Source organism: Sporolactobacillus shoreae (assembly GCF_004684935.1).
Taxonomy (GTDB): Bacteria; Bacillota; Bacilli; order Bacillales; family Sporolactobacillaceae; genus Sporolactobacillus; species Sporolactobacillus shoreae.
Map to the genome: position 1 here is coordinate 362,702 of NZ_SRJD01000001.1, position 23,790 is coordinate 386,491.

Here is a 23,790-nt window from a genome sequence, read left to right on the forward strand (position 1 = left end):
GGGGGCGTCTATGCACCAGTCAGATACTGTCCGATCCGTTCATAAATCCAGTCGCTGGCCGCACTTTTTTGGTAACTGACTTCAAAAACACGGCCCCTTGCATAAACTTCATAATCGAGCCATGTTCGGCGCGTCATATGAATATGATACTTGAATAGATCATCCTTATTCTTTCTCATGTCCTCCGTCACGCGCCGCATGGCTTGGCCAAGGAGTTCAATATACGGTGCCTTGAATTTTGCGTTGGTCCGTGCGAGGATTTTCCTGTCATGTTCAAGAGCCATACGGATCATTGGGAGAAATATATACTGCTGGATAATTTGCTTTTCCAGTATTGTCAGCTGATGGGCATCCATTTTGATCACCTGAGTCTATTATATGCGAACTAATGTTCTACAATCAATACCTTGATAATTATTTTCTTTATTTACCATTTGTTGACGTTAAAAAGGGCTTTCCTACGTGATGTCGGGGAGTCCTTTTTTCATGGACTGAATTCTGGAAATCTTTTAGAATGACTGAGTTGGCCGCCAGATTCCGGATGAGAGGGGCGGCAATCACTTCAAATCAGTTCTGCCACAGCATCGGCAAACGGTCGGTTCTGCAGTCTCCGGCACTGATTTCAATGCACGCCGCTGAAAACTATCCAGGCAGAAAAAAGAACCCGGGGCGGGTCGTACACAATTTGCCTATGCTTATCCAGCCAGATGGCAGAGAAAAAGCTGCAGGAAGGTATCTCACAACCCCTGCGGCAGGTGCTTCTTTACGGAACTTAATACATTTTTGTATTGACCATGCTGTTCGCCTTTTTCCCAAAAAAGAGCCCTACTTCATCCGAACACTCAGAAGGTATAAAATGAGGTGCCTGCGGCAACACGGATGCCCTCTGTTTGCGATCCGTTTGCCAAAGATGACAGCGACAGGTAATCCGGGCGGGTCGCATTACTCATCAGGAAAGCGGAAATTTCTGCGCCTCTTCTCCGGTATTTATTCAGCTCAGTAATGATCTGATCAGGTGACAGGATACCGATACCATGACCATAATAAAGATGATCCGATAAATCTACTGCATTTTCACCCTGCCATTGCGGCGTCTGCGGACTGACCTCCGGATTTTTAAAATAGCGGACGTCGCCCGGTATCCCCTGTCCAACGCGATAAGCGTTTTTTAATGGAAAAAAAGGGTGATTTTGCCAGTCCCAAAGGAAAAGGTGCTGAAAAATTTCATTGAAGCGATCTTCAGAAATCGTCTCGATCAACGCTTTGTAAAACACGATCATCATTGCGGTGGCACATTCAAAAGCGTACGATTCCCCGTTGTTGAAAATGTCGCGTATTGCTTCAGACGCGGGAGACCCCGGCCGGAGTTCAAAACCGCCGTCCCCGGTAAGGGACCAGAATCGATCATTGCAGGCTGAATAATAAAAGGTTGCGAATGCGACCCCACTGGAAAGCAGAGCGTGAGAAGCTTCGATTGTCTCGTTCCTCATTTTGATTTCAAAAGTTAGTTCAGCACGTGATGGATAGGCAAATAGTTCCTGCGAATCGGCCATCCTGCGAAATATGGCCGGCGCATATCGCCCGGATCCTGTGAACCCTCCGTACATATCTGCAGTCAAGGTTTGGCCGGATGCGATAATCATGGATTCTCACCTCCGGCATATGGCATGCTGAGGGAAACAAGTTGTCTCTGAATTGGCTGGTTGATCCAGGCGCGCCAGCTTTTCGGCTGTTGTTTCCTCATACGGGCGGAACCGGATGAAAGGCTCACCTGTACCCGGGCCGGGAGTTTGAGAAAATCAGTATAGTTTTGCTTCTCACCCGGCAGCATCTCCTGTATGGGTTCGCCGCTCTTGGCATTAACCGCTTTTCCTAAATATTTTGCACTATAGTGAATCCGGTATGGACGGCCACCCGGCACCGCGTCATTGGTTTCTCCCGTATAGACCAGGTAGTGTTCATTTTCTTCATACCACGACTCGAAAGACAGAAAGGCCGTTTCGTTATCGGGTGTATGGCGCACTTCGGGGATAAAGCCAAGCATACGCCGAGCATAATCGCTTTCCACACTTTGATCGGAAAGCAGAAAGTTTGCCTGATAGATAAGTGAAATGGGATTGGCGGTGTCAAGGAGCGCACTGATCAGATAGTGGCGCTGGCTTTTATTTTTATAGCGGTAGAAAATGAGATTGGTCATCCCCTTAATCCAATCCTGATGATAAGTATGAAGGACATGTATGGCGGTCTGGTCAATGACCTGGGTATAATCCGTTGATATAATGTTTTTCCATCCGGTATCGAGTATCCACAGCAGTGAGCCGACAACAAGATCATGCTGATCGGGAAAAGGGGCGCCTTCACTGATCCCGAGATCCGCGCCGTGCAGCACGTTCTGAATCTGCGAGAGTGCGATCCTTGGACGCAGTTCGAGATCCGAGTCCCGCTCCTGAAGCTGATCTTTCAGCATAAAAAGGACGGGGAATTCAAGCTGTGGATCATTGATCAGTTCAAAGGCGTGCCGCTGGTCTGTCCGGCGCCATTCAGACCATGCATTTTCAAGCTGATCCGGCTGAGTGCGGCGCAATTGGTTCAGGGGATTTTTCTGATTTTCATCGGCTTCCATGACGATTCCTCCCATTAACAGAGCCTCGTCATATCCTTATTCGCTCCGGAACCTGAATATGAACGGGAGAAGAAATGAGCATTTCCGGCTTGGAAAAGTTATGATAAACTAGATCCCAGAGAGAAACGAAGGGTGGACTGGGTCATGAAACAATATCTGGATCTGTGCCGCAAGGTGCTTGAAGAAGGTCACAGAAAATCCGACCGGACCGGAACCGGAACGATCAGCCTTTTCGGTTATCAGATGCGTTTTAACCTTCAGGATGGTTTTCCGCTGATGACCACGAAAAAGCTGCACTATAAATCAATTATTTACGAGCTGCTCTGGTTTCTGAAAGGCGACACCAATGTAAAGTATCTACAGGATCACGGCGTGCGCATCTGGAATGAGTGGGCGGATGAAAACGGCGATCTGGGTCCGGTCTACGGGAGCCAGTGGCGGTCGTGGCCTGGAAATGCCGGAGAAACCATTGACCAAATTGCTCAGCTGATCGATCAGATCAAAAGCAACCCGAATTCCCGCAGGCTGATCGTCACTGCCTGGAATCCTGCTGAGATTTCGGAAATGGCCCTGCCGCCTTGCCACTGTCTGTTCCAGTTTTATGTGAACGACGGGAAACTGAGCTGTCAGCTTTACCAGCGCAGCGCTGATATTTTTCTCGGTGTCCCGTTCAATATCGCTTCGTACGCGCTTCTGACGTGTATGGTCGCTCATGTGACGGGTCTCGAATGCGGGGAATTCATACATACGCTGGGTGACGCGCATATCTATCTGAATCACATCGATCAGGTGAAGGAACAGCTTAAGCGAGCACCACGCCCGCTTCCCCAACTGAAAATAATGCGTGACGTGCCATCGATTTTTGATTTTGACTATGATGATTTCAGGATTGAAGGGTACAATCCATATCCCCACATCAAAGGTGAGGTGTCGGTATGATTTCCTTCATGCTCGCTATGGATCAGAATGCTCTGATCGGCCGGGATAACAGCCTTCCATGGCATCTGCCCGATGATCTTCATTATTTTAAAAAAAAGACCGTGGGCCATTCTGTGATTATGGGCAGAAAAACTTTTGATTCTATGGGCAAACCGCTTTCAGGGAGGCACAACATTGTGCTGACCAGAAATCCGGATTTCGCTCCTGAGGGTGTTTCCGTCTGCCATTCCGTCGAGGAACTGCTGAGCAGCGGGCTAACTTACGGAAAAGAGTGCTTCGTCATCGGCGGAGCACATGTTTTCAGTGCCCTGATTACTTATGCCGACAGGCTTTACATCACAAAAATTGATGCCGAATTTGAGGGAGACACCTACTTTGAATCCTTTGAGGACAGAGAGTGGCATCTTGTTTCCAGTACACTGGGCCTGCTTGATAAAAAGAATATTTTTCCACATTCATTTCTCATTTACGAACGCGATTGAGCTTTGCCGGATCCTGATTGTCTTCCGCTCACCTTTTATCTTGCACCGCATAAGCTGTTAAAAAGAGTGACGGAGCTGATAAAAATGATCGCAAGCTATCTGCAGCTGCTGATTTGCTACTTTTCAGTCGGATTGCTTATGGGATCGATGCTGGGTCTTCTACCTTTTTGGTGCATGTGGGAAAAAAAGCACGTCGCCGCATTTGCTCTTTTGTTGGTCGCTTGGCTTCCAATAGCTTTGGCAGCTATTTTTGCGGCACCGCTCGTCAGCCATTTTCAAGTGCGGGAAGGATCAGAATTCAGGTAAGCGGTTCCGGATATCCGGAGCCGCTTTATCTCGAAACACGGCAGGATGGTGTCCGCTAGTTTAAAGTGATTTGGGACAAGCTATTCATTTTAAACAGTGGAAATTTACTTTAGCGTTTCTACGTCAAATTTTGCACGGGAACAATGAGCATCAAAAAACAATATCCTTTTGATGCAAATCACTTTGGAATTATATTTCTTGACAAAATTGTGATTTTCCTTTAAAAAATATAATTAAACAGTTAAAATTAATTGTGCTGAAACTTTTTTTAGGATGATTTTTATTTGCTGTGTGAGCAGAATACTGGAAAAATGTCACTATCCGTGCCATGATTCATATATGGATCCAGAAAAAACATTTTGCTCTGCAGATTCGCAAGAAGGAAAATAATTGTCAATAAGTAATAGTGTATTGGCAAATAAAGGAGAAATGAATAGGTATGGCTTCTAATGTTTCAGAATTGACCACCTACAATGCATTTCTGGCCGGCGAATGGAAAAAGAGTTCGTCCGGCGAGACCATTGCTATTAAGTCTCCATATCTCCGTGAAACGATCGGTTATGTACAGGCCGTGACACAGGACGAAGTGGATCAGGCAATCCAGGCGGCTCATGAAGCTCAGAAAAGCTGGGCTCTTCTGTCCCTCAGTGAACGAGGTGCCTATCTTGAACGATGGGCGGACGAACTGGAAAAAAATGATAAGGAAATTGCTACTGCGATTATGCAGGAAGTCGGCAAAGGCTATAACGATGCCAGAAAGGAAGTTGTCCGGACTGCGGATCTGATCCGGTACACTGTGCAGGAAGCATTGCATCTTCATGGTGAGAGCCTGAGAGGCGATGGCTTCCCCGGGGGATCACAGAAGAAACTTGGAATTGTTGAACGCGTTCCGCTGGGTGTTGTCCTGGCTATTGCACCGTTCAACTATCCGGTAAACCTTTCCGCTTCCAAAATTGCTCCGGCTCTGATGGCAGGAAACGGCGTGATTTTCAAGCCGGCCACACAGGGTTCAATCAGCGGCATCAAAATGGTTGAAGCGCTAAGCCGGACCGGTCTTCCAAAGGGTATAATCAGTCTGACAACCGGACGCGGATCAGTGATCGGCGATTATTTGGTTGAACATAAAGGTATCAATATGATCAGTTTTACAGGCGGTTCAAGCACAGGCCGACATCTGTCCCAACAATCGGCTATGATTCCGCTTGTGCTCGAACTGGGCGGTAAGGATCCGGCGATCGTTTGCGAGGATGCGGATCTTGATGTTGCAGTCAAAAGTATCATGAACGGCGCCTTCTCCTATTCAGGCCAGCGTTGCACAGCGATCAAACGTGTCCTGGTCAATGAGAAGGTTGCGGATGAGTTGGTGTCAAGACTGAAGGCCGAGGTGGAAAAGCTAACGGTCGGTTCTCCCGAAGATGACAGTACAATTGTTCCACTGATTGATGATAAAGCAGCTGATTTTGTTCAGGGTCTGATTGACGACGCTCTGGACAAAAATGCGACGCTTGTAACGGGTAATAAGCGTGAGGATAATTTGCTTTATCCAACGCTGCTTGACAATGTGACTGAAGAGATGAAAGTGGCCTGGATCGAACCGTTCGGTCCTGTGCTCCCTGTAATTCACGTTCAGTCGGATGATGAAGCGATCGCACTTGCCAATAAATCCGAGTTTGGCCTTCAAGCCAGTGTCTTCACTCAGGATATCGACCGTGCTCTTGACGTTGCAAGACAGGTTGAAGCCGGTACCGTCCAAATTAATGGGCGCACGGAGCGTGGGCCGGACCACTTCCCATTCTTGGGTGTCAAGGCATCTGGCATGGGCGTACAGGGCATTCACAACAGTCTGATTTCAATGTCCCGCCAGAAAGTCACGGTAATGAACTTAAAATAAGAAATAAACAAGAAGGGGGGTGCCGAATCCCTCTTTTTGTTTACAAATAAATGTAAGCAATTACATTGCAGAACAACGTAATATCGTTTGCTAAGGAGTTAATTTGCAGAAAGCTGCACAAAGGAGCGATAAAAAATTAAACGTATTGCCGTAAATGAATCTTATTAGTATTAACGTTTCATTTCAGGGACAGGTTCAGATGATCTGAACTGTTGAAGAAAAGAGAAACCAAATAGACGATTCTGACCGGAGCCTGTCCAAAATTAAATAGAAAGGGGAATGGATTTCCCCTGTGCCCTGATTAATAAAATGGACCCGGTCCATAGATCGGACCGTATGGCGGAATTGACCCGGGTCCATAAGGACCGTACGGGCCATAGGGTCCATAAGGACCGTACGGACCATATGGCCTGACACCAATAATCGACCCCAGCCCAACCCCCAGCAGACCTCCGGCGAAACCTCCGAAAAAAGCCGGCAGTCCGAATCCTGGGAAAAATCTGCTGTCCGTATCGTCTCTTTGCATTCCGTTTTGTTCCAGTGGCTGAATGTATACATTTTCCTGATCGACAGACTCAATAATTCCAATTAAAACAGATCCGTCAGTGCATTTTATTTCAACCGGATGATGAATGAGCGATTGATAGTAGTCTATACTCACCATGCAGGCACAACCTCCTCAGCAATATCCTCAGATGCCTATGTTTAATGTATGCACAGGGATGGAAAGAGGGCGGGCGCCTGCCTAATTATAAAAGTAATTAATATCTTCGAACAACCAGAAAGTAATCGTTGGCAGGTGTTGAAAATTGAGCTTATCCATTCATCCAATTGAAAGTTGCAACAAACATTTAGTCAGTGAATTAGTAAAAGAACGCTGGGGAGACCGGATTATGGTCGTACACGATCAGAAGTTTGATCTAACCCAATTGCCCGGCTTTGTGGCTATGGAAAAAGGTAAAACGGTAGGCTTGATCACTTATCGCGAGGACGGTTGTTCATTCGAAATTATGTCTTTGGACAGTTTCAAAGAAAATCAGGGAATCGGTTCGTCATTGGTTTCTGAGGTGATTCATCTTGTGGAAAAAAAGGGAGTGGAACGTCTGTTTCTGACAACCACCAATGATAATCTGCACGCACTTGGTTTTTACCAGAAAAGAGGCTTCACGTTGACGGCTCTGCGACTGGGTGCGGTAAACCGAGCCCGACAGGAAAAGCCGTCCATTCCGCTGAAAAGCGAGGATGGGATTCCTGTTGAGCATGAGATTGAATTGGATTATCTTTTGCATGATCAATAAGATTTGATATAAGCGCCGGAATAGCGTAAAATGAAATTAAATTTCGAAAGGGGAGTGGAAGGATCTATGTTTTTATCCGTTGTTCTCGAACTCAGATTGGCTTGATGGGGGTGAAGTCTGCCTTTTTATCAAAGAACATTCAGCCAATCGGGTACGGTAACGGATAAAGGATGTCTTCTGCTTGAATCGCGGCTTGCCATGCGGATCAAACAAGGGATGGAGCATCTTGACTCTGTCCCTTTTTGTTGTGGATGGATTCGGATACTGTCCTTTCTATAGTTACCGGCTCAATGGCTGGCATGAAAGGGGAAAAGAAACATGCTGTTAATTGAAGCTAAAAATATGTCTTTTTCATATGGCGACAAACTGATCTATAAAGAAATGAATTTCCGCCTGATGGAAGGTGAACACATTGCGCTTGTTGGAAAAAACGGCGCGGGCAAGTCGACTTTTCTAAAACTGCTCACGGGCCAGCTTCTTCCGGACGGCGGATCAATCGAAAAAAAGCGCAACCTGCACGTTGGGGTGATTGAGCAGCACCTGCATTTTGGGAATGAGCACAGCATTTATACTTTTATGAAGAGTGCTTTTCAGCCTCTTCTGAATGCGGAAAAAAGAATGAATGACTTGACGGAAAAGATGCAGGATCCGTCGGTTGATGAAGCGTGTATTGAAGAATATGGCCAGTTGCAGGATTTTCTAATGACGAATGATTTCTATACGATCGATGCCCGGATTAGCGAAATGGCTGACGGGCTCGGGCTTTCAGCGATTGGTATGGAGACGACAGTCGACCGGATGAGTGGCGGTCAGCTGACCAAACTGTGTTTGGCGAAACTTCTGCTTCAGGCTCCTGAAATGCTGCTTCTTGATGAACCAACCAACTATCTGGATGTAGCGCACATCGAATGGCTGACGGATTATCTGAGAAGCTATCGTCACGCTTTTATTGTTGTTTCCCACGACACGGCGTTTCTAAACCGAATTTCAGAATTTGTCTACCACCTTGAGAACCATGAGCTGGTCCGTTATGTCGGCAACTATCAGTCTTTTCTCAAACAACATGAAGCACGGGCCGAGCAGCAGGAAATCGCCTTCCGCCAGCAGCAGAGGGAAATAAAGAAGCTTGAAACATATATTCAGAAGAATAAAGTGAGGACAGCGACTGCCAGACAGGCCAAGAGCCGTGAGAAAACTCTAAGCAAAATTGAGCGGATTGATCCACCTGCGACGGTTCAGAAACCTAAATTCCATTTTAAAGTTGACAAAGAGCCGGTACGGGTTATTTTCTCGGCGGAACAAGTGCAAGTCGGCTACGATCAACCACTGCTTCCGTCGATTGATTTGAGAATCATGCGCGGCGACAAGGTGGCACTTGTCGGCCATAACGGAATCGGGAAAACAACTTTTCTGAAAACATTGCTGGGTCTGATTCCGGTATTATCAGGGAAAGTGATGACTGGAGACCGCGTAATGCCCGGGTACTTCGCCCAGCTGTCGGCTCCGCCAGAGCAAACACCGCTCGAATGGATGAAGGATCAGTTTCCAAAGCTTGAGGAAAAAGTGCTTCGTCAGCATCTGGCTCAGTGTGGTGTCTTTGCTGAACATATGCGTCAGCCGATGAGCACACTGAGCGGCGGTGAAGAAACAAAAGTGCGGATCGGCCGGTTGATGCTGCAGAAAAGCAATGTCCTGATTTTTGATGAACCGACGAACCATCTTGATGTCGAAGCTAAAGAGGTGTTGAGTGAAGCACTGGAAAAGTATAACGGCACCGTTCTTGTCGTCAGCCATGAAAGCAGTTTCTACGAGCGCTGGGTGACCAAAGTGTGGGACATTGAAGATTGGTCCAGAAAAGAGCAGACCGCCGGATTCCAGAACAAGTAATGAATGTGGTGCAAGCGGGTTGACAGTCTGAACGCACTTTTGCTACGGTAATCAGAGATGTAAGGGACAAAGGGTGGTTGATCAGATGGCGGAAAAACAAGCAACGAGTCTTGATCCGGACACGCTTTCTACTGTTTCACAGATTTTTAAAGCTGTATCGGATCCATCGCGTATTCGGATTCTTTATCTACTGTCACAACAGGAGTGTTCGGTCACTGAGATCGCCAATCATCTGAATCTGCAGCAATCCGCTGTTTCACATCAGTTAAGTTTTTTAAAAAAACTGCGTCTGGTCAAGTCACGACGGAGCGGTAAAACGGTCTTTTATTCCGAGGAAGATGAGCACGTTATGAATCTGGTCGCACAGACAATTGTCCATGCGCAGCATGGGCTTGCGGATGAAAACCGAGATTAGTTTTAACTAAGGTTGGACAGTTGCCGCTTCACGGATCACATGTTTCGCATAAATTGTGAAGGACATGATCAGTGAGGAGGTTTTTGACTTGGCCTGTGAGGCGATACATGAGCAGTGCAGAAATCTGTTGAATCAGTCTGTCGAGATCCGTTGTCATGACGGCTCGGTGCATCGCGGTGTCCTGACACATGTTGATGGGCGCAATGCCTATCTTCAGATGTCCGGAGATCCTGGATTGGACAGTCCTGGGCTCTTCTTGTGGGGCTGGGGTTGGGGATTCCCGATTGCACTGGCATCCATAGCGACAATTCTGGCAATTGGATTTTTTTGGTAATTGAACCATTGTTATTTTTTAGGGAAAAAGGGGTTTCTCCTGATGGAGGAGCTCCTTTTTTAATGGATCACACTTTTTCCTGTTTTTTCTCTGTAAAAGTTGTTATGCTGTTAATAAGAACAGATGACCACCGTCAGAGCGTTCGATTTGAAAGAGGGGCTTACTCAATGAACAAGAGCGAAGCATTAATGATGCTGAAAACTAAGGGGTTTAAACATACTGATAAAAGAGAAGATATCCTGGAACTTTTTGAGAACAAAGGCGGCTATCTCTCAGCTAAAGAAATCCAAACCGCACTGAAGGATTCTTACCCCGGTATCAGCTTTGACACCATTTACCGGAACCTTTCTCTTTTTAAAGAATTAATGATTCTTGAAGAAACGGAGCTTGAAGGAGAAAAAATCTTTCAGTTCCACTGTACGGAACACCATCATCACCATCTGATCTGTCTGCGATGTGGGAAAACGAAAACGATTGAAGCCTGCCCGATGCAGGATTTGTCCCGTCTGGATCCCGAATTCAAGGTAACCGGTCATAAGTTTGAAGTATATGGCTATTGCAGGCAATGTCAGAAGGAAATGAGCGATTCTGATAAGGCAGAGCCTGATCTTGTCAACACTCGATAACGGCCAGTCCGAGTGACTGATTTTCCCATAATATTTGTTCTACGTTATACTGCATATCATTTCGGCACCGAATAATAATTATTATTTTTGGTGCTGAAATTTGTTTTTTTTTATTTTTAATGACAAAAGATTCGATGGCAAAACCAATCAGAAATCCGACAATACTGGCCGCTATTCCCCAGATGATAGGGCCCCAGTAAAGACGGAATCCTACACTTGCTCCGATGACTCCAAACGCGGTCGCAAGGATAAATCCCAGATCAATCCGACTGTACCCGTCATAACTGACAGGTACCGAGGCCTTTTTTTTTCGCCTCGGTGGCTGTTTCAGGGGTACTGCCATCATACTTTTCTGGTCCAGGCCTATACTCTTCAGTGATGTGAGAACAAGTTCTACGGATAGGGATTGTTCGAAAATGCTCAGTATTTCAATCAATGTCATTCCCCGTTTTTTAAAAAAGATGGTTTAAAATCATTAGATTGCCACTTTTCATGAATAAAGTCTCTCTGTTCCCTTTCAAAAAGTCTGTTGTATTCAATCGTGGTCACATAAGCGTCGAATGCGGCACCAAGGGCGAGAGAAGGTATAAAAAGCAGCCACTCCATATCGACTTTTTCTGTTGAGTGAATAAAATCTCCTTCAAAAAGCAGCTGCAGGCTTTCAAGATCGCGTGAGTAAAAAGTGATCACCAGTGTCCAGACAAGAAGAGAGAATGCTGTCAGTGTCCGTCGATTATAAAGCTGCCCGAGACCAGGCAAAAAGAGTGACCAGATGGAAGCTGCGTAAGGAATGCGTTTATCAAGATAACACAGTTCAAAATTTTTCATTACATAAACAGGCATGTGAACGGGCAGAGGTTCAGTGAGTAGAAAAAGTTTATTAACGTCGATAGTGGAGCGATAGCTGTCCCAGATGCAAAATATGTAAAAAGGAATGTAAATGATGATCCAGCGGGTATTCAGCACGTTCCGCGCCATTTCAAATTGCCCCGAGAATGTATATACCGTAGCCAGGTTAAGTTGAGAATTGACATTAATGACGATCTCAAAGAGGAACAGAATGTTTCCCTTGAGATGCATATTTAGCAGCATGTGTCCGAATCCAGGAAATGCGGCGGACCACCAGGCGACAGTTGTCGGCCGCCGGTACGTGATTTGCGATGTTCCAAAGCAACTTAATACGGCCTGATTTCGCCGCTCCATACACCCTGCCCCCTGACTCAAGATAGTGCGCTCCTGCATAGAGGTTTTCTAAGATATAGTTTGTCGCTGAATGATCATTTCATGCATCAGCCATCAAAAGTGAATAAAGAAAAAGATGTACCTTTACAGTGTAACAATGTTATGTTATATTGGCCGAAGAGACATATAGGTAACTACGGAAGGAGGCAGTCACTATAGAGAACGAACTGATTACCAAGAAGGACCTGCTGGAGAAAACGGGTATTTCATATGGACAGCTGTATCGCTGGAAACGAAAAAAGCTGATTCCGGAATCGTGGTTTATTCGCAAGGCGACATATACAGGTCAGGAGACTTTTTTCCCGAAAGAAAAAATAATGAATCGTATCGCCCAGATCACTGAATTAAAAGATTCTCTTTCGCTTGACGAACTGGCCAGCCGGTTTTCGCCGCTGACGGTGAAAAATATGACCATGTCTGCTGAAGAGGTACTTGAACGCTCTATTGCCTCAAGGGCTTCGCTTGATCTGTTCCTTAAGCATGGCCATATGGAAAGAATGTTTCATTTTCCGCAATTGCTCTCGCTTTTCCTGTTGGATCAATTGCTCAGAACCGGAAAAATGAATGTCAGTGAAGGAGAAGGTTTGCTCCAGGTTCTCGAAACACATGGGCTGAACAACTTTGAAAAAAACAGTTGCTTGTATTTTATCCGGAAGATGGGAGTCCCATTTTTTTTCATTGTATTGGAAGATTCGGAAGTTTATTTTGATGAAGAGACACACACAGTTGCGCAGCTGCAGCTGCAACCTTACGCTGAAAGGCTGACGGCAATAGTGAACGGACGATCTTTTGAAGAAGGCAACGGGGAGGGAAAAACAAATGGTTGATGATAGGAACAGAAATCTGACAATTATGGGTGAAAGCTCTACAGCCGGCGGAAAGTTTGACAAGATGCGCGTCATGGGAGAATGCCAGGTCAATGGAGATCTGGAGGTACGGTCTTGCAAAGTTATGGGTAATTGTACGGTGAACGGCGGCATGACCTGCGGCTATTTCCGTAATATGGGTGAGGTGACTGTACATGGCGAGCTGAACGCTGACGAGATGCGTCTGATCGGACAGACAAGTGTAAAGGAACAATGTTCTGTTCGCAAAGCTGGCATTTATGGTGAACTAAACTGTGAGAAAACACTGTCAGGCGAAGAAATGCTTGTCCGCGGTATGTTACATTCAAGAGGAAATGTATCTCTTGAGAAACTCGATATGAAGGGCGGAATTTTTGTTGATGGACTGTTGAACTGTGGAACTATTGAGATTGTACTGAAATTTGACGCGGATAATTATGTGCGTGAGATCGGGACCGGAAGTATTAGCGTCAAGAAAAAAAGATCTATTTTCAATCATGCGCCTGTCGTTAACTTTCAGGCTGATTTGATTGAAGGTGATGACATTGATCTCGAATACACAACGGCAAGAGTTGTCCGGGGCGCCCGTGTTGCCATTGGTACAGGATGCAAAATTGACCGGATTGAGTACACAGAAACATATACATCAGAGAGACATACTGAGGTTGGAGAAGCTGTCAAAATTCTGGAAGAGAAAAAAGAAACGGAAAAGTGAGGAATTTGATTATGGATGATCAGGTCAGGGATCTGACAATATCCGGATCGGGTACCGCCCCCGGAGGAGATTATCGCAATGTCATTATTAACGGCAGCGGCAACGTTCAGGGAGATCTCCAGTGCCAACGTCTAGAAATCAACGGTTCAGGCAAAATACTGGGCAATTCGAAAGTGGTTGAACTGATTGTCAGCGGATCAGGTGTGGTGGAAGGAAATGTGACTGCACGGAAGATCACAATTAACGGAAACTCCAGAATTGAAGGCAATGTGACGGCTGAAGATCTTCAGATCAACGGGACAGCAAAAATCACCGGAACAGTTCATGGTGAAACGATCAAATCATATGGCATTCTGACGGCCAACGGCGAAATAGAGGCTGAAGAGCTGATTGCCGAAGGACGGATCCTGGTAGACGGCCTATGCAGCGCAGATCGCATCGATTTGAAAATCAATGGCAACTTGTCCAGAATCAGGGAGATTGGCTGCAGTACACTTGAAGTCAGGCGCAGACCCTTCGCAGGGTTTCTTAGTTTTCTGATCAGGGGAATCAGGAAAACAGGCTTAACAGTTGACAGCATTGAGGGCGATGAGATATATCTGGAAGATACAGTTGCCCGAGTTGTCAGAGGGAATAGCCTTGTGATCGGTGAAGGATGCGATATTGAAAAAGCAGCTTATAAAAATGATTATCGGCAGGCAGACAACGCTAAAGTAAAATCGGCAGTCAGGGAATAGGGGGGCTAATATGGAGCAAACGAGAGATGATGTTCAAAAAAAAGCCAGTACATGGGTGATGGCGGCATTAATGCTTGGCATTTTTATCTCATCGATGGATCAGACCATTGTTTCGACCGCGATGGGTACTATTGTGTCGGATCTTGGAGGACTTGATCAGTTTGTTTGGGTGACCTCCGCCTATCTGGTTGCTGAGATGGCGGGAATGCCGATCTTCGGTAAATTGTCCGACATGTATGGTCGGAAACGATTTTTCATTTTTGGACTGAGCATGTTCCTGTTCGGATCCATCCTGTGCGGCACAGCCGGATCAATGGTACAGCTAAGCATCTATCGCGCGCTGCAGGGTATTGGCGGTGGATCACTGATGCCTATCGCTTTCGCTATTATTTTTGACCTGGTACCCTTAAATCAGCGCGGCAAGATGAGCGGTATGTTCGGAGCCGTTTTCGGTTTGTCCAGTGTGCTTGGCCCACTGCTAGGCGCATTCATCACCGATCATCTGAATTGGCACTGGGTGTTTTATATTAATGTGCCGCTTGGGCTGATCGCAGTCTCGCTGATCAGTGTTTTTTACAAAGAATCGAGGACACACTCCAGGGAAGCGATCGACTGGGGAGGGGCAGGGACGCTTGTTGCTGCGACTGTCAGCCTAATGTTTGCCGTTGAACTGGGCGGGAATAAATATGACTGGGCTTCACCGGTGATTATTGGATTATTTGCTTCCTTTGCCGTCTTCTTTATTCTTTTTCTGTTCGCAGAAACAAAGGCGGCAGAACCGATTATCTCATTTAAAATGTTTCACAGCAGGTTATTTGCTTCCAGCAATCTGGTAGCTGTTATTTTCGGTGTTCCATTTGTGGTGGCAATTGTGATGCTTCCCATCTATATTCAGGGTGTCTTTGGTGGGAGCGCGACAAATGCCGGCCTTATGCTGCTGCCGATGATGGTCGGTGTGACGGCGGCCAGTGTCGTAGGAGGCATTATGGCCCAACACGTCAGTTATCGGAACATCATGCTGCTACATGGTTTGATCCTGTTAATCGGGCTGAGTCTGGCGGGAACGATGTCCAGTGGCACATCGTTCTGGGTCATTCTGATTTACATGGTGATTATCGGATACGGAGTCGGTGCTTCTTTTGCCGTACTTGGCATGGCGGCGATCCATGGCTTTAAACCCTCTCAATTTGGAGCAGCAAATGCGACACTCGCCTTTGTCAGGGAATTTGGGATGACTGTCGGCATTACGATATTCGGCACAATCCAGAGCCATATTCTTTCATCAAAGCTGAGGGACGCATTTGCGGGGCATGGCAAAAATGAATTTTTAAGTCACATGAGCAATCCCCGTGCGCTGCTGTCACCGGAAGCAAGGGCACATATGCCTGGAAATATTCTAACTCAGTTAAAGGATTTGCTGGCCTCATCCATCACGCAAACGTTCTTGTGGGCGCTGATTCCGGCGACGTTTGCCATACTGCTTATTTTGTTAATGCCGGGCGATAAGCTTGCTATTAACAGAAATATTAATAACTGATAAAAATCTGATACACAACGAAGCATCTGTTTCTGATATAATCTAATTAGTGTTAAATGAATATTAAGTGCCACTATTGATAACGATCCAGAGCCGTTTTCCTCTTTCGGAAAGCGGCTCTTTGCAGAATCACGAGAAAAAATGGAGGCGATGTTCTGATGATTTTTCCCGAACATCTTCGTGAGGGAGATATAATAGGCGTGATCAGCCCGGCGGGACCGCCGGATCCCAAGAAACTGAACCGGGCCGCCGAATGGCTGACCGGCCTGGGATTCGTTATTAAATACGGGAGGTTCATTGATCAGACGGATGATTATCTTGCTGGATCAGACGAACAGAGATTGTCAGATCTGCATGAAATGTTCTCAGATGATTCAGTACATGCGGTTATCTGCGCCCGGGGCGGCTATGGGACAGCAAGATTTGCAGATCACGTGGATTATCAGCTGATCAGGAATCACCCTAAGATATTCTGGGGGTACAGTGACATTACGTATCTGCATACAGCGATCCGTCAAAAATCCGGGCTTATCACGTTTCATGGCCCGATGCTTGCCTCTGATCTCGGAGCGGAGGATGTCCCCCTATTATCCAGACAGCTTTTTTCACAGTTATTTGAGCCGACATCGCTGAGATATGATGAGCATATCTCATCCTTAAAAAGAATTTGCGGTGGTTCTGCGCAAGGCATGCTTGTCGGAGGAAACCTTTCACTTCTTGTCAGCTCGCTTGGAACCCCTTTTGAGATTGATACGAGAAATAAACTGCTGCTGCTCGAAGATATAGGCGAAGCGCCATACAAGGTGGACCGTATGCTCAACCAGCTTCGTCTGGCGGGAAAACTTGAAAAAGTGTCAGGCTTTGTTATCGGTGGTTTCAGAACAGACGATTCTCCAGATCCGGCAACAGTGCTATCTCTGGAAAAAGTGATTTCTGAATATATAGCTCCATTAAAAAAGCCTGCTCTCAGCGGATTTCTGATTGGGCACTGCCGGCCGAATTTTTCTGTTCCCCTTGGAACCGAGGCGCTGCTGGACGCTGACGAAAAACAGCTGTGGATTCAGGCTGGCGTAGTGTAATAATAAATTTATCTTTCTCATCAGAAAAAGCTGCCAATAAGGGGGATTGTAAAAATGAAAATTATAGACATAAGAACCCGGAGGCTTTCCATACCGCTGATCAAGCCATTTAAGACGGCACTTCGAACGGTTCCCCGGTCGGAAAGCGTCATTGTATCCGTCATCTGCGACGACGGGACTACGGGAATCGGCGAGGCGCCGCAGACCTCGGTAATTACAGGCGACACCCTGGAAAGTATTGACGATACAATCCTCCACATTCTCCGTCCTCAGTTGATTGGCATGCAAATTGAAGAAAAGGAAAAGATTAACTGGATACTTGATAAAGCGGTCCGGCACCATTCTAGCGCAAAGGCGGCCGTGATATTGCTGTATTTGACTGCCTTGGAAAATTGGCCGGCCTGCCGCTTTATCAGCTGCTTGGCGGGTATACTGACCGGCTTTCAACTGATTTTACAGTCAGTGTGAATAGCGCAGAAGAAATGATCGGGGATGCGCTGTCATTGGCAGCCAAAGGATTTGATACTCTAAAAGTCAAAGTGGGCCATTCGGCGGTGGAAGAAGATGTTGAACGGGTCAGGGCTATTCACCGGGCTGTCGGACCTCACGTCAAGTTGAGGCTGGATGCCAATCAGGGCTGGAGTGCGAAGGAAGCCATTTCAGCAATTCACAGGATGGAAAGGTTGGATCTCAAAGTAGAGCTTGTTGAACAACCGCTCCCAGCCTGGGATTTTGAGGGGATGAGAAGAGTGACCGAGAGCGTTGAAACGCCTATTATGGCGGATGAAAGCGTATTTGATCCGCATGATGCGGCGCGCCTTCTTTCTATGCACGGATGCGATATCATCAACATAAAATTGATGAAAGCCGGAGGAATCACGGGTGCCGAGAAAATCAATGCACTGGCAGAAGCCTTTGGCATAGAATGCATGGCGGGATGCATGATTGAATCCAAAGTGTCAGTAACGGCCGCCTGCCATTTTGCGGCATCTAGGAAAAATGTGACACGGTGCGATTTTGACGCACCATTGATGTTAGCCGATGATCCGGTTGTCGGAGGAATCCGCTTTAATGGCCATCAGATTTTGCTGCCGGCTGATCCGGGCCTGGGCATCAGAAAGATTAATTTTACGGATTAAGAGAGAGGGAGAGAAGCATGAAAAGAGCGCGCGTCGCGGTCCCCGTTGCCACTGTCTGGACAGATCCACAATCGGTCCGGAATGTGGATGCTCCCGCCTTGCAGAGATACCCGGACATTACTTCCTGGCTCTCCTCAATGACAGAGGAAGAAAACATTGCCCTCTGCAGTGAAAAAAGGCTGCAGACCCAGGTTTTATTTGGTGATGAAGTCCTCGTCGATCAGCTCCGCGGCGAATGGGCCTATGTGTTCGTTCCGTCTCAGCCCTCGGTCAAAAATCCCCTGGGTTATCCGGGATGGATCGCTTCCGCGCACATAAAAAATTGGGTGCCACTGACTCATTGCACAGAAAAAGTGATGGTGCACCGTAAATTTGCCTCTTTATCCACTCTGAGTGAGGAACCTGATCTTGATCTCAGTTATGGAACTTTTCTGGATCTTCTTGATGAAGACGGGGCAGTAGTTAAAGTTGACGGCCCGATCGGTGCAGGTTTTCTGGATCGCGGCGCCGTCATTTTTCCGTCCCGGGAACCTCGATCATCCGGCAAAGATATTCTAAAAAATGCCCTCTGTTTTCTCAATCTTCCTTATCTCTGGTCCGGAATGAGTGCTTATGGCTATGACTGTTCCGGATTCAGCTTTTCTATGCTGCGTGCGGGCGGATATCAAATTCCACGTGATGCTTGTGATCAGTTGTGTTGCGGAAAAGAAGTTGGCACAGATTCGATGAAACCCGGTGATCTTCTTTTTTTTGCATATAAGAGAGGGACGGGTAAAGTACATCATGTGGGCATCTGCGCAGGCGCTGGGAGGATGGTGCATTCTCCGACACCCGGTGAAAAAGTCAGCCTGACAGAGCTGGCGGGAACAAAATTTGAAGAAGAGTTGTGCGCCGTGCGACGTTACTGGGAGAGCGAGTGACGCCTGAATCTGGCATCAAAGTTCATGCGACGGACGTACGTCAAAGCACGGCGTTTATTGACAAACTTTTTTACCCGATTTAGAATGAACTTAATATTTGAGAACGAACTGAAGCAACGATTTGAGGATCACCAATTGAAAAACAACAAGCCTCTCTGGAATTAGGGAGGCCTTTTTTGTGAAAGATACACGGATCGTGGTCTTGAGAAGAGAAAATGATCCAGACGGAGGGTTACGAATGGCTGATTTAAACTTTATCAGAGTGGCGGCAGCCTGTCCGGTTACGCGCGTGGCGGATGTTGCTTTCAATATTGCGAACATCAAGTCATGCATTGATACGGCAACTGAGGAGCAGACAAAACTTATTGTTTTTCCTGAACTATGTATCACATCCTATACATGCGGCGATTTGTTTCTTCAGAAGAAACTTCTCGACGCGGCAGAAAAAGGGGTGGATGAACTACGAATCTATTCAAAGAATAAAGATGTTCTGATTGCAGTCGGCGCGCCTCTTAATCTTCATACGGCTGTCTATAATTGCGCTTTCGTCATTTATGACGGCAGCATTCTTGGCATTGTGCCCAAGAGTTTTATACCCAATTATGAGGAATTCTATGAACAGCGCTGGTTTACTTCCGGAAAAACCATTACGGACTGTCGGGTTGACCTCCCTTTCCAGAAAAACATTCCATTTGGAGTCGATCTGCTTTTCACCAGCACCCCTTTTGAATTCGGGTTTGAAATCTGTGAGGACCTCTGGAGTGTGATTCCGCCGAGCAGCAATCTGTCCCTTGCCGGAGCCAATGTAATTGGAAATCTTTCAGCGTCCAATGAAGTGGTGAGTAAATCCGATTACCGGAAACAGCTTGTTTCCACACAAAGCGCAAGGTGCATGTCGGCATATCTCTATGCAGGGACAGGTGTGGGCGAATCATCAACCGATGTCGTTTTCGGCGGGGAGCTTCTAATTGCTGAAAACGGCAATATGATTGCTGCTAACGAGCGCTTTCAACGTGAAAATCAAGTGATTACCTCAATCGTCGATGCCGACCGGCTGAATTTGCAGAGAATAAAGAACATTAGTTTCCGTGAGGCCGCTTCAATCGTTCCCTGGCAGGCAAGAAAAATCAATTTTTCATTCAAAAGTACCGGATATGGCTCTTTTGACCGGAAAGTAGCCAGGCATCCATTTGTGCCCTCAGACGAGAAACAACGTGAACTACGGTGCAGAGAAATTTTCAGTATTCAGACAGCTGCTCTTGCGAAAAGATTGGAGCATACCGGATTGAAGCGGGCGGTGATTGGCATTTCCGGAGGGCTGGATTCTACCCTTGCCTTGCTTGTCATCGTTAAAACATTTGACCTGCTCGGATTTCCGAGAAAAGATATCCTGACAGTCACGCTTCCGGGGTTTGGAACAACGGACAGGACATACAATAATGCTGTCGAGCTATGCAAAAATTTGGAAACCGATTTTCATGAAGTCAATATTGTCGCGGCTTGTCTGCAGCATTTTAAAGATATCGGGCATGATCCGGAGATTCATGATGTGACCTATGAGAATGTGCAGGCACGTGAACGAACGCAGATCCTAATGGATATGGCCAATAAGAATCAAGGCCTGGTAATAGGAACAGGGGATCTGTCTGAACTGGCACTCGGCTGGAGTACTTATAACGGAGACCACATGTCGATGTACGCGGTCAATTGCTCGGTTCCGAAGACGTTAGTCCGATATCTTGTCCGATATGTTGCCGAGAAACAGTCTGAGCAGGTGACAGCGGACATTCTTTTGGACATTCTTGATACTCCAGTGACACCGGAACTCCTACCAAAAAACAGCGAGGGTAAGATCACACAGAAAACCGAGGATATTGTCGGGCCGTATGAATTGCATGACTTTTTCCTCTATTATTTTGTCAGAAGCGAATTCACACCAGAAAGAATCTTGTTTCTGGCGAACGCTGCTTTTGACGGCAAATACAAAGAAGAAACACTTCGTAAATGGCTGAAAGTTTTCATCCGCCGTTTCTTTACTCAGCAATTTAAGCGATCGGCCATCCCTGACGGTCCGAAGGTGGGCACGGTCAGCCTTTCACCACGCGGAGACTGGCGGATGCCTTCTGATGCCAGCTTCAACACTTGGTTGAACCAGTTCTGATGATTGTTAACCAAGGAACATCATTTGCCAGAGAGGAATGGATGAATTGATCAGGAGCTTTTTCTCGTACTATCGTCCTTACAAAAAGCTTTTTTTGCTGGATTTCTCATGCGCTGTGATCGCGGCTCTTCTGGAGCTCGTTTTTCCAGTCGCGGTCAACCAGGTCATTGATAAGCTGATGCCGGGGAGGGATTGGTCGCTGATTGTTTTGGCGTCGGCCGGCCTTCTGTTCTTTTACCTGTTCAATACTTGTCTGCAGTACATAGTGACTTATTGGGGCCATAAGCTCGGGATCAGTATAGAAGGCGATATGCGTCAGGAGTTGTTTGAACACATACAGAGACAGTCGTTTCATTTCTTTGATAACCATAAAACAGGACATCTGATGTCACGGCTGACAACGGATCTGTTTAATATTGGCGAAACAGCCCATCACGGACCTGAAGGTGTATTCATCGCCCTGATGTCGCTGATCGGCTCATTCTTGCTGATGCTTTCAATTAACTGGCAGCTCGCATGCATTACCTTCGCGCTTGTACCGATTCTGACCGTTTTTCTGATTGTTTATAACCTGAAAATGACACACGCTACGGATAAAATCTATCAGGATATTGCCGTGTTCAATGCCAATGTGGAAAATGCGGTCGGAGGTGTCCGTGTCGTCCAGGCTTTTTCAAATGAGGAATATGAGAGCCGGCAGTTCAGAACAAATAACAAAAAATACCGCGCTGCGAAGTTATCCTCATACAAAATTCTCGGTGCGGACGACTCCATCAATTACTTAATGGTTCGCCTGATCACTTTGTTTACTCTGATCAGCGGGGCGTGGTTTGTCATTCACGGAGGACTGACGGATGGACAATTTGTTGCCTTTCTGCTGATTGCCAATATCTTTGTTCGACCGATCGAAAATATTAATATGATTATCGAAATCTATCCTCAAGGCATGGCTGGGTTCAAACGCTTCAAGAAGATGATGAGTATGAAGCCGGATATTGTGGATGCTGAGGACGCGCAGGACATTCCCCGGGTTAGGGGGGACATTGCCTATCACGATGTCAGCTTCGGTTACGAAGGAAAACGCATGGTTCTCAACCATATTAATCTGGAGATCTGCGCCGGAGAAACCGTCGCTTTTGTCGGACCAACCGGTGCCGGCAAAACAACACTTTGCAGTCTGCTCCCGAGGTTTTATGAGGTGAAGGATGGATCGGTAACTATTGACGGGATGGATATCCGCCGGATGACTCTGGCTTCTCTCCGCCGTCATATAGGTCTCGTCCAGCAAGATGTTTTCCTTTTCTCAGGGACACTGAGGGAAAATGTTGCGTATGGCAGACTTGATGCAACGGATGAAGAAATCTGGAGGGTTATACGTCTTGCACGGCTTGAGGAAATGGTTTGCAGCATGCCTGATGGCTTGGATACAGTCATCGGCGAGCGCGGAGTCAAGCTCTCAGGGGGACAGAAGCAGCGGCTTTCAATCGCCCGCATGTTTTTGAAGGATCCTTCGATACTGATTCTCGATGAAGCGACCTCGGCTCTAGACACAGCAACGGAAGCTGCCATTCAGCAGTCTCTGGAAGAATTATCAGAGGGGCGAACGACCCTGATTATCGCCCACCGTCTGGCGACGATTAAAAATGCTGACCGGATCATTGTTGTCACTGAGAATGGGATCAGTGAACAAGGGACTCACCAGGAATTACTTGCAAAAGGCGGCGTCTACAGTAAGCTGTATGAATCACAGTTTGCCATGGGTTAAAAATATATACTGAAATTCACCGTTAGCTAGAAGTATTCCATGATATACTTCTAGAATGGACATTATTCACTGAAAAAAATAAATTTTCAATTTAATGACTAAAGAGGGAATAAAAATGTTGGAATTATTTTTACCTCTATTCATTTATTTAGCTATTATCGGTTTGGGTATTTATATTGTTATCACAGTCTTAAAGTCTATGAAAATGAGAAATGTATATCTGAGAGGAATTTTGGAAGAACTGCGAAAGTTGAATGACCAGAATAAAGAGTAAAAGACAGAAGGGAATCATACTGTGGGTGAAATCAGAGAATTGATGAAACAGTCCGAGTGGCTGAGCGCTTATCCAGTGATTCATCAGCTGCGGACAGATTTGGATGAAGAAACTTATTTAGAACTTGTCGAACAGTCACAACGCAATGAGGGCTATCATCTATTTGCTTATTTTGAGAAGGAAGTGATTGTCTCAGCTGTCGGATTTATGCCGATGACGACGCTGTATCATGGTCCGTCTGTCTGGGTTTGTGATTTAGTGACCGATGCGGATCAGCGTTCCAAGGGCTATGGTGGACAATTACTTTCATTTGTTTATAACTGGGCAGCGGAAAACGGCTATTCCGTCGTTTCTTTGTCCAGCGGTTTGCAGCGGAAGGATGCACATCGATTTTACCAGGAGAAAATGGGTTACGATCGAGAAAGTTACGTTTTTAACAAAAGAATGGATAATGAAGAAACATAAATAATATTATGTAAACAAAGTGGCTTCTGCCGATAAAAAAACTCTCCTACCCGGACAGGCAGGAGAGTTCATTATTTTTTAAGAGTCGCAAGGGTCAATGCTTGATTCAG

At 46.4% G+C, this 23,790-nt stretch carries 24 protein-coding genes and 1 pseudogene; 19 read left to right on the top strand and 6 right to left on the bottom strand.

The window, feature by feature from the left end:
- Nucleotides 1-8: 8 nt before the first annotated feature.
- The 3 genes from E4665_RS01730 to E4665_RS01740 all read right to left on the bottom strand — a co-directional run bounded on the left by E4665_RS01730 (nt 9) and on the right by E4665_RS01740 (nt 2,623).
- Nucleotides 9-356: a YhjD family protein gene (locus tag E4665_RS01730; RefSeq protein ID WP_135347067.1), complete on the bottom strand. Its 348-nt coding sequence runs from the start codon at nt 354-356 to the stop codon at nt 9-11.
- A gap of 486 nt (nt 357-842) precedes the next feature.
- Nucleotides 843-1,643, bottom strand: coding sequence for a protein-glutamine gamma-glutamyltransferase (locus tag E4665_RS01735; RefSeq protein ID WP_135347068.1), 801 nt, complete (start codon nt 1,641-1,643; stop codon nt 843-845).
- Complete coding sequence (locus tag E4665_RS01740) at nt 1,640-2,623, bottom strand: hypothetical protein (protein ID WP_135347069.1); 984 nt, start codon at nt 2,621-2,623, stop codon at nt 1,640-1,642. Before E4665_RS01740 ends, E4665_RS01735 begins: the two co-directional genes overlap by 4 nt.
- A 144-nt stretch (nt 2,624-2,767) precedes the next feature.
- Between E4665_RS01740 and E4665_RS01745 the strand changes: the two genes are divergently transcribed.
- The 4 genes from E4665_RS01745 (at nt 2,768) to E4665_RS01760 (ending at nt 6,241) form a co-directional block, all read left to right on the top strand.
- Nucleotides 2,768-3,562, top strand: a complete 795-nt coding sequence (locus E4665_RS01745; protein ID WP_135347070.1) for a thymidylate synthase — start codon at nt 2,768-2,770, stop codon at nt 3,560-3,562.
- Nucleotides 3,559-4,044, top strand: coding sequence for a dihydrofolate reductase (locus E4665_RS01750; RefSeq protein ID WP_135347071.1), 486 nt, complete (start codon nt 3,559-3,561; stop codon nt 4,042-4,044). The genes E4665_RS01745 and E4665_RS01750 overlap by 4 nt, the downstream gene beginning before the upstream one ends.
- An 84-nt stretch (nt 4,045-4,128) precedes the next feature.
- Nucleotides 4,129-4,350: a hypothetical protein gene (locus tag E4665_RS01755; protein ID WP_135347072.1), complete on the top strand. Its 222-nt coding sequence runs from the start codon at nt 4,129-4,131 to the stop codon at nt 4,348-4,350.
- Nucleotides 4,351-4,789: 439 nt separating this feature from the next.
- Nucleotides 4,790-6,241 (top strand): NADP-dependent glyceraldehyde-3-phosphate dehydrogenase, encoded by a 1,452-nt coding sequence (locus E4665_RS01760; RefSeq protein WP_135347073.1) that lies wholly within the window; start codon nt 4,790-4,792, stop codon nt 6,239-6,241.
- A 301-nt stretch (nt 6,242-6,542) separates the two neighbouring features.
- Here the strand turns inward: E4665_RS01760 and E4665_RS18770 are convergent, their stop codons facing one another.
- The gene (locus tag E4665_RS18770; RefSeq protein WP_135347074.1) at nt 6,543-6,905 is read right to left on the bottom strand and encodes an LSm family protein; all 363 of its coding nucleotides are present in this window, start codon (nt 6,903-6,905) and stop codon (nt 6,543-6,545) included.
- Between the two features lie 145 nt (nt 6,906-7,050).
- On the opposite strand from E4665_RS18770, the gene E4665_RS01770 reads away from it, so the two are divergent.
- The 5 genes from E4665_RS01770 to E4665_RS01790 all read left to right on the top strand — a co-directional run bounded on the left by E4665_RS01770 (nt 7,051) and on the right by E4665_RS01790 (nt 10,801).
- Nucleotides 7,051-7,539 (top strand): GNAT family N-acetyltransferase, encoded by a 489-nt coding sequence (locus E4665_RS01770; RefSeq protein ID WP_135347075.1) that lies wholly within the window; start codon nt 7,051-7,053, stop codon nt 7,537-7,539.
- A gap of 318 nt (nt 7,540-7,857) precedes the next feature.
- Complete coding sequence (locus tag E4665_RS01775) at nt 7,858-9,426, top strand: ABC-F family ATP-binding cassette domain-containing protein (RefSeq protein WP_135347076.1); 1,569 nt, start codon at nt 7,858-7,860, stop codon at nt 9,424-9,426.
- Between the two features lie 85 nt (nt 9,427-9,511).
- On the top strand, nt 9,512-9,841 hold the full coding sequence (locus E4665_RS01780; RefSeq protein WP_135347077.1) for an ArsR/SmtB family transcription factor: 330 nt from the start codon (nt 9,512-9,514) through the stop codon (nt 9,839-9,841).
- A gap of 88 nt (nt 9,842-9,929) precedes the next feature.
- Nucleotides 9,930-10,175, top strand: a complete 246-nt coding sequence (locus tag E4665_RS01785) for a hypothetical protein (protein ID WP_135347078.1) — start codon at nt 9,930-9,932, stop codon at nt 10,173-10,175.
- A gap of 167 nt (nt 10,176-10,342) precedes the next feature.
- On the top strand, nt 10,343-10,801 hold the full coding sequence (locus E4665_RS01790; protein WP_135347079.1) for a Fur family transcriptional regulator: 459 nt from the start codon (nt 10,343-10,345) through the stop codon (nt 10,799-10,801).
- Here the strand turns inward: E4665_RS01790 and E4665_RS01795 are convergent.
- Nucleotides 10,788-11,237: a hypothetical protein gene (locus E4665_RS01795; protein WP_135347080.1), complete on the bottom strand. Its 450-nt coding sequence runs from the start codon at nt 11,235-11,237 to the stop codon at nt 10,788-10,790. The genes E4665_RS01790 and E4665_RS01795 overlap by 14 nt on opposite strands.
- A 2-nt stretch (nt 11,238-11,239) precedes the next feature.
- Nucleotides 11,240-12,004, bottom strand: a complete 765-nt coding sequence (locus tag E4665_RS01800; protein WP_135347081.1) for a hypothetical protein — start codon at nt 12,002-12,004, stop codon at nt 11,240-11,242.
- Between the two features lie 209 nt (nt 12,005-12,213).
- On the opposite strand from E4665_RS01800, the gene E4665_RS01805 reads away from it, so the two are divergent.
- From E4665_RS01805 to E4665_RS01850, 10 genes and pseudogenes are all read left to right on the top strand, one after another.
- Nucleotides 12,214-12,870, top strand: coding sequence for a DUF4004 family protein (locus E4665_RS01805; protein ID WP_277752198.1), 657 nt, complete (start codon nt 12,214-12,216; stop codon nt 12,868-12,870).
- Nucleotides 12,863-13,603 carry a hypothetical protein gene (locus E4665_RS01810; RefSeq protein ID WP_135347083.1) on the top strand — a complete coding sequence of 247 codons (741 nt, stop codon included), beginning with the start codon at nt 12,863-12,865 and terminating at the stop codon, nt 13,601-13,603. Before E4665_RS01805 ends, E4665_RS01810 begins: the two co-directional genes overlap by 8 nt.
- Nucleotides 13,604-13,614: 11 nt before the next feature.
- Complete coding sequence (locus E4665_RS01815; RefSeq protein WP_135347084.1) at nt 13,615-14,340, top strand: polymer-forming cytoskeletal protein; 726 nt, start codon at nt 13,615-13,617, stop codon at nt 14,338-14,340.
- A 10-nt stretch (nt 14,341-14,350) separates the two neighbouring features.
- Entirely contained in the window at nt 14,351-15,877 is a 1,527-nt protein-coding gene (locus E4665_RS01820; RefSeq protein WP_135347085.1) for an MDR family MFS transporter, read from the top strand.
- A gap of 158 nt (nt 15,878-16,035) precedes the next feature.
- Nucleotides 16,036-16,956, top strand: coding sequence for a S66 peptidase family protein (locus tag E4665_RS01825; RefSeq protein ID WP_135347086.1), 921 nt, complete (start codon nt 16,036-16,038; stop codon nt 16,954-16,956).
- A gap of 54 nt (nt 16,957-17,010) precedes the next feature.
- Nucleotides 17,011-18,095: pseudogene (locus E4665_RS01830) on the top strand (mandelate racemase/muconate lactonizing enzyme family protein).
- A 17-nt stretch (nt 18,096-18,112) separates the two neighbouring features.
- The gene (locus E4665_RS01835; RefSeq protein ID WP_135347087.1) at nt 18,113-19,015 is read left to right on the top strand and encodes a C40 family peptidase; all 903 of its coding nucleotides are present in this window, start codon (nt 18,113-18,115) and stop codon (nt 19,013-19,015) included.
- A gap of 178 nt (nt 19,016-19,193) precedes the next feature.
- A complete protein-coding gene (locus E4665_RS01840; RefSeq protein WP_241654594.1) occupies nt 19,194-21,176 on the top strand; it encodes an NAD(+) synthase in 1,983 nt (660 codons plus the stop codon).
- Nucleotides 21,177-21,222: 46 nt separating this feature from the next.
- Nucleotides 21,223-22,941, top strand: coding sequence for an ABC transporter ATP-binding protein (locus E4665_RS01845; protein ID WP_135347121.1), 1,719 nt, complete (start codon nt 21,223-21,225; stop codon nt 22,939-22,941).
- Nucleotides 22,942-23,257: 316 nt separating this feature from the next.
- Complete coding sequence (locus E4665_RS01850) at nt 23,258-23,680, top strand: GNAT family N-acetyltransferase (protein WP_174845431.1); 423 nt, start codon at nt 23,258-23,260, stop codon at nt 23,678-23,680.
- The last annotated feature ends 110 nt before the right edge of the window (nt 23,681-23,790 follow it).

Bases quoted from the DNA above. Each gene is read 5' to 3' on its own strand.
- E4665_RS01730 (WP_135347067.1), bottom strand. From the start codon at position 356: ATGGATGCCCATCAGCTGACAATACTGGAAAAGCAAATTATCCAGCAG.
- E4665_RS01735 (WP_135347068.1), bottom strand. From the start codon at position 1,643: ATGATTATCGCATCCGGCCAAACCTTGACTGCAGATATGTACGGAGGG.
- E4665_RS01740 (WP_135347069.1), bottom strand. From the start codon at position 2,623: ATGGAAGCCGATGAAAATCAGAAAAATCCCCTGAACCAATTGCGCCGC.
- E4665_RS01745 (WP_135347070.1), top strand. From the start codon at position 2,768: ATGAAACAATATCTGGATCTGTGCCGCAAGGTGCTTGAAGAAGGTCAC.
- E4665_RS01750 (WP_135347071.1), top strand. From the start codon at position 3,559: ATGATTTCCTTCATGCTCGCTATGGATCAGAATGCTCTGATCGGCCGG.
- E4665_RS01755 (WP_135347072.1), top strand. From the start codon at position 4,129: ATGATCGCAAGCTATCTGCAGCTGCTGATTTGCTACTTTTCAGTCGGA.
- E4665_RS01760 (WP_135347073.1), top strand. From the start codon at position 4,790: ATGGCTTCTAATGTTTCAGAATTGACCACCTACAATGCATTTCTGGCC.
- E4665_RS18770 (WP_135347074.1), bottom strand. From the start codon at position 6,905: ATGGTGAGTATAGACTACTATCAATCGCTCATTCATCATCCGGTTGAA.
- E4665_RS01775 (WP_135347076.1), top strand. From the start codon at position 7,858: ATGCTGTTAATTGAAGCTAAAAATATGTCTTTTTCATATGGCGACAAA.
- E4665_RS01780 (WP_135347077.1), top strand. From the start codon at position 9,512: ATGGCGGAAAAACAAGCAACGAGTCTTGATCCGGACACGCTTTCTACT.
- E4665_RS01790 (WP_135347079.1), top strand. From the start codon at position 10,343: ATGAACAAGAGCGAAGCATTAATGATGCTGAAAACTAAGGGGTTTAAA.
- E4665_RS01800 (WP_135347081.1), bottom strand. From the start codon at position 12,004: ATGGAGCGGCGAAATCAGGCCGTATTAAGTTGCTTTGGAACATCGCAA.
- E4665_RS01810 (WP_135347083.1), top strand. From the start codon at position 12,863: ATGGTTGATGATAGGAACAGAAATCTGACAATTATGGGTGAAAGCTCT.
- E4665_RS01815 (WP_135347084.1), top strand. From the start codon at position 13,615: ATGGATGATCAGGTCAGGGATCTGACAATATCCGGATCGGGTACCGCC.
- E4665_RS01820 (WP_135347085.1), top strand. From the start codon at position 14,351: ATGGAGCAAACGAGAGATGATGTTCAAAAAAAAGCCAGTACATGGGTG.
- E4665_RS01825 (WP_135347086.1), top strand. From the start codon at position 16,036: ATGATTTTTCCCGAACATCTTCGTGAGGGAGATATAATAGGCGTGATC.
- E4665_RS01835 (WP_135347087.1), top strand. From the start codon at position 18,113: ATGAAAAGAGCGCGCGTCGCGGTCCCCGTTGCCACTGTCTGGACAGAT.
- E4665_RS01850 (WP_174845431.1), top strand. From the start codon at position 23,258: ATGAAACAGTCCGAGTGGCTGAGCGCTTATCCAGTGATTCATCAGCTG.